Source organism: uncultured Shewanella sp. (assembly GCF_947495455.1).
Lineage (GTDB): Bacteria > Pseudomonadota > Gammaproteobacteria > Enterobacterales > Shewanellaceae > Shewanella.
The window spans coordinates 1-4,656 of the sequence record NZ_CANLZC010000190.1 but is presented as its reverse complement, the minus strand read 5'-3'; the positions used below and the strand labels follow the sequence as shown (position 1 = coordinate 4,656).

At 40.0% G+C, this 4,656-nt stretch carries 3 protein-coding genes; all 3 read left to right on the top strand.

Annotated features, from left to right (window positions below; all coding sequences use genetic code 11):
- Positions 1–216 precede the first annotated feature (216 nt).
- The 3 genes from Q0791_RS24480 to Q0791_RS24470 all read left to right on the top strand — a co-directional run bounded on the left by Q0791_RS24480 (position 217) and on the right by Q0791_RS24470 (position 4,234).
- Positions 217–1,059 carry a trypsin-like serine protease gene (locus Q0791_RS24480; RefSeq protein WP_299011879.1) on the top strand — a complete coding sequence of 281 codons (843 nt, stop codon included), beginning with the start codon at positions 217–219 and terminating at the stop codon, positions 1,057–1,059.
- A 206-nt stretch (positions 1,060–1,265) separates the two neighbouring features.
- Positions 1,266–3,581 carry a S8 family serine peptidase gene (locus tag Q0791_RS24475; RefSeq protein ID WP_299011878.1) on the top strand — a complete coding sequence of 772 codons (2,316 nt, stop codon included), beginning with the start codon at positions 1,266–1,268 and terminating at the stop codon, positions 3,579–3,581.
- An 80-nt stretch (positions 3,582–3,661) separates the two neighbouring features.
- Positions 3,662–4,234: a hypothetical protein gene (locus Q0791_RS24470; RefSeq protein ID WP_299011877.1), complete on the top strand. Its 573-nt coding sequence runs from the start codon at positions 3,662–3,664 to the stop codon at positions 4,232–4,234.
- The last annotated feature ends 422 nt before the right edge of the window (positions 4,235–4,656 follow it).

The following is a 4,656-nucleotide window of genomic DNA, read 5'->3' as shown; positions in this document are numbered from 1 at the left end:
ATTACAGCATAAATGCGCCTTGAATTGAAAAGCCTGAGAAGCTCTGAATTGATCATCTATATAATAGAATTGGTATTGCACTCAGGTACAGCACATGGGTTAGGGGAGCTAAGATTAAAATAAATAGGATAAATGCAGTGAGGTAAAGGAGAATTAAGAATTTCTGAGCGGGCCTTTACCTTATCGCGATATCTGTTAATGCTATTGGAGAATGTCATGTCGCCTTGGAAAAGACTCGGTGTGATAAAGTTTTTACTATTTGCCGAATACAGTTTTGCCGGATATTGCATTGCATTGTTTATTTGGGCCCCAAGCGTGTTAGCGAGTGAAGAGGATAAAGTGGTTATGCCTCTTTTTTCTCAGCAGCAGAACATACCCTGGCATCGAATTGGCAAGCTAAGTATTCAAAAACCGCACATTCAACAATCACCCAAGCAAAAAATGACAAGCTGCACAGCCACGCTAGTGGCCGCTAATTTAATCGTAAGTGCCGCGCATTGCCTCTATGACAGTGAGAAAAAGGCTTATATTCATCCTGAAAAGTTAACCTTTTATGCTGGATTAAAAGGCGACTTAGTGAGTGCAGCTACCCAGATCACATCCTATACGGTTCCAAGCCATACATTTCCCAGCGGACAGTTTGAGGGAAGTGCGTTACTTATCGATTGGGCTGTGCTGGAACTTGAACAGTCCATTGGCTGTTTCTTGGGGCATTTTCCATTATGGCATCAGCATGTGGGGGGAATAGAGGCCTTGATCACAGCAGGCTATGCTCAGGGAAGCGCTCAGTATCTGACAAAAACGGCGACTTGTCAGTCGGCATTACCAAGAAATGCTGACTCAATGTGGCGTCTTAAAAATTGTGCTTTAACAAAAGGTGATTCTGGAGCGCCTATTTTAGTGAAGGTGAAAGGACACACTACGCCATATATCGCAGGAGTGATTTCAGCAGGCGCCAATGATAGTCACGGACGTTTTCGTGTGGTGGCAGTACCATCAGAGCAATTTTCAAACACTGTGAATAGTAAAGCAAAGCCTTGCACTGGCTTTGATTGGTGATTATCTGTCTTTTTAGCGCTGTTAGTCATTTCATTATATCTCTATACCTATGCCAAAAAAGTAAAACATATAATCATTTATTTGTAATGAATAATATAAAACTTAAGTCTATGTTTTATTATGGTTAATTTATGTGTTTAATGGTTGCTCAGTTTTGCAAAAATGTAGTTTAAGTGAAACGACAAGGATGAGGAGCAGTCTAAAGCATGAAGAATGTATTTAAGTTTTCAAGTTTGTCTACCCTAGTATTACTTGCCTTAAGTGCTTGCGGAGGGGGGGAGAGTCAACACAGTAATGTAAGCGACAATACTGAGAGTACTATAAAATTGTCTGCTGCAAATGTGGAAATTACCGCAGCTAAACATTGGATCCCAGCCGAATCCCATTTGTCGGTTGAACCAACATTAAGCAGTAGCGCCAGCATTACTTTTAAAGAAAATGAGCAAGTGATTATACCAAAAGATAAGGTATACCATTTCAGTCATGGCACACTGACGATGTTAGAGGGCAATACATTTCAATATACGTCATTAACAGGTGAAGATGCCGAAATCCCTTATACTGTTACTCTGAATAATCAATCGGCCAGTGCATCGATTGTGATTTCTAATGTGATGAGTGATCCCTTAGCGGATCAGCAATGGCATTTACGCAATACAGGTCAAAAAGCCTATGCCCTCAGTGACGCATTAAAACAAGCTTATATTCAATGGCTCATGGAAAGCGGCTATAGCGAAGCGGATGCCATAGTGATGGCTGAGACTTTGTATCAGGAAAATTTAGCTAAATTGGTGCCAGGTGAAGACATGAATGTGACACAAGCTTATGCTTATGGAGTGACAGGGCAAGGGATGACGGCAGTGGTTGTTGATAGTGGCCTTGAAATTACCCACGAAGACTTAACTAATAATATTGTGCCTAATAAATCCTTAAACCTTGATGGGGCGGCTTTAAATAAAATGGATCCTACATCACAGGCAGAGAATGGCGATCATGGTACTGGCGTAGCGGGGTTAATTGCAGCTGAAGGCTGGAATGGTTTAGGGGGGCGAGGCGTGGCACCCAATGCTCAACTTATTGGTATGAAGTTCTTAGGTGAATTTTATACTGTTCCACAAACTGACCAATTAATTCATGGTTTTCCAGGCAGTGGTCTCTCTGCTCAAGATAATATTGCCGTGTTTAATCGTAGCTACGGGACGACTTACCCCGCTTTTTCTATTTATTCAGAGATTGACGAAGCGACCTATGCTTACCCCGTCTTAAACTTAAGAGAGGGCAAAGGTGCGCTAAACGTGAAGGCCAGCGGAAATAGCTTTATGTATAATGGGGCCGAAGGCTCTGTTTGTGCAGATAATGGAGCCAATACATTTGGGCTCACTTGTTACAATGGGAATTTTGAGTCCAGTCAGGCGCACCCTTATTATTTAAGTGTGGCGGCCGTGAATGCAGATGGTAAACACAGCAGTTATTCGACAGCGGGGGCGAATATTTTTGTTTCAGCCCCTGGCGGGGAAGATGGCGTATGGGCACCTGCTATGGTCACCACAGATCAAATGAGTTGTTTAAAAGGGTATGCGAGTTTTAATCGTTTCTTAGATTATGATGACGAGTTAGCCACGCAATTATTTCCTTTTAATTATCCTGCACATGAAGATAACTTAAATTGTAACTATACCTCTACATTCAATGGTACTTCTTCTGCTGCGCCCAATGTGTCTGGCGTGATAGCCTTGATTTTATCGGCTAACCCTGCATTAACTTGGCGAGATGTGAGACATATTTTGGTCACAACCAGTGTACAGGTTGATTTGAATGATCAGCCTGTGTCATTGACTATGCCCAATGGTCCCTTCATTGCTCATGAGGCTTGGGTGACCAATGCTGCGGGATATTCTTTTAATAATAAATATGGCTTTGGTCGAGTCAATGCGGGCGCCGCAGTCGCAATGGCTCAGTTTTATGATAAAGATTTGGGCGAGCAAGTGATCAGCCCATGGCAAGGTCAAGGCACTAGTGTTAATGCGCCGTCTCTTGAAAAAGCCATTAAAGATAATGATCTTAATGGCGTGACTGTCACTATTGATGTAGAGGATGACTTAACGTTAGAGGCAGTGCAATTTAAGTTCGATATTTTCAATAGCGACATGATCGAAGGATTAATGGACAGTGATGGCAAACGATTTAGTACGACAGCAGGCATGGATTTAGCCATTGAAGTGATTTCTCCAAAAGGAACGCGCAGTATACTGCTGTCATCTAAACAAGCGTTAATTATGCCTGCTTGGTCTAATAGTGAAGGAAAGCAAGAAGGTTATATTATTAAAGATGGCGTCTTTTTATCCAATGCATTTTACGGTGAACCCAGTCAAGGGAGCTGGACGATCCACCTATTAGATACCAGTGGTGACGATTTAACATTATCATCGCGAGGTCTAGGTGAGGCTCAAGCACAATATTATCTGAATAATCGAGAGGACAGTATATTAGAAGGCGTGGCAATGAGAGTGTTTGGTCACTGATGAGTACTCTGAATAAACAAAGAAAATAAGGGTGTTAAGTGGTTTAAATAAACTTCACTTGCTGAATAAGGAGAGTCATCATGAAACAAATAGTAATGTGGGTGATAAGCATTGGTTTGACAATCATATTCATACTACCTGCTCAAGCACAAAAACAAGTAAGCGAGGTAGATCGCTTGTTACAGCAGTCTAGAATACAAGCCAATGACTTATCAAGGCAGAAGCATTATCTTCTAACTACAGAGAAAAGTGATTTTGGTGCTTATAAAGTGGAATATCAACTGGCGTTAGTGCCAAAAAGCATTGCGTCCATTGATCATACGACAGGCAGTTTGGGGACCATGTCAGTGGTTAAAAATGAACGACCCATTAACCGAGTAGTAGAAGGAACCCTTGCACGCAATGTATTAACCAATAAGTTAGCGCCTATTTCAGGCAATATCACGGTATTACTGGCTAAAGATGTAACCCTTGATAAGGTGATACAAGCGACTGGATTACATGCTGTTTCAGCCTACAATGGCACCCAATTAGCTGTGTTGAAAGTGCCGGACAATCAAGATGTTTTATTGGCGGCTCAGCAATTAAAAGCATTAGATTTAGTGGTAGAGGCTAAAATTGAAGTCTTGGATGTTGTTCATGAAGCTTATTAAACGGGAAAATAGACTTTAATTAAAAGTAAATAATACAAGCTATAAACAATTTTTATGTTTGTAGTTTGTATTTATAAAGTACATAGAAAAATTTCAAAGTTAATTGTTTTGATTTTTAAAATTATAATTAAGCCTTTTATTGTCATCTATACTTTTATTTACATTTAATAAAAATTCAAGTGATACAATCTATTTTTTATTAAATGCAAAAAGTCTTTATGTATAAATCAATATTATATCTGTTTTTTATTATTTATTCTGGATTATCTTATTCAAATGAGTTAACGCAAGATGATTTTAAAAACGCGGCTAACCGTATCAAGCATACCTATGAAATACAATATCATAACCTGAACTCGGGATAAGAAATTGAACTAATAGCCCTCTTTGTGATCAGATCTTTCGACCAAGATTAATCAATC

What these genes read in the sequence shown, in the direction of transcription:
- Q0791_RS24480 (WP_299011879.1), top strand. Translation starts at nt 217, where the DNA reads ATGTCGCCTTGGAAAAGACTCGGTGTGATAAAGTTTTTACTATTTGCC.
- Q0791_RS24475 (WP_299011878.1), top strand. Translation starts at nt 1,266, where the DNA reads ATGAAGAATGTATTTAAGTTTTCAAGTTTGTCTACCCTAGTATTACTT.
- Q0791_RS24470 (WP_299011877.1), top strand. Translation starts at nt 3,662, where the DNA reads ATGAAACAAATAGTAATGTGGGTGATAAGCATTGGTTTGACAATCATA.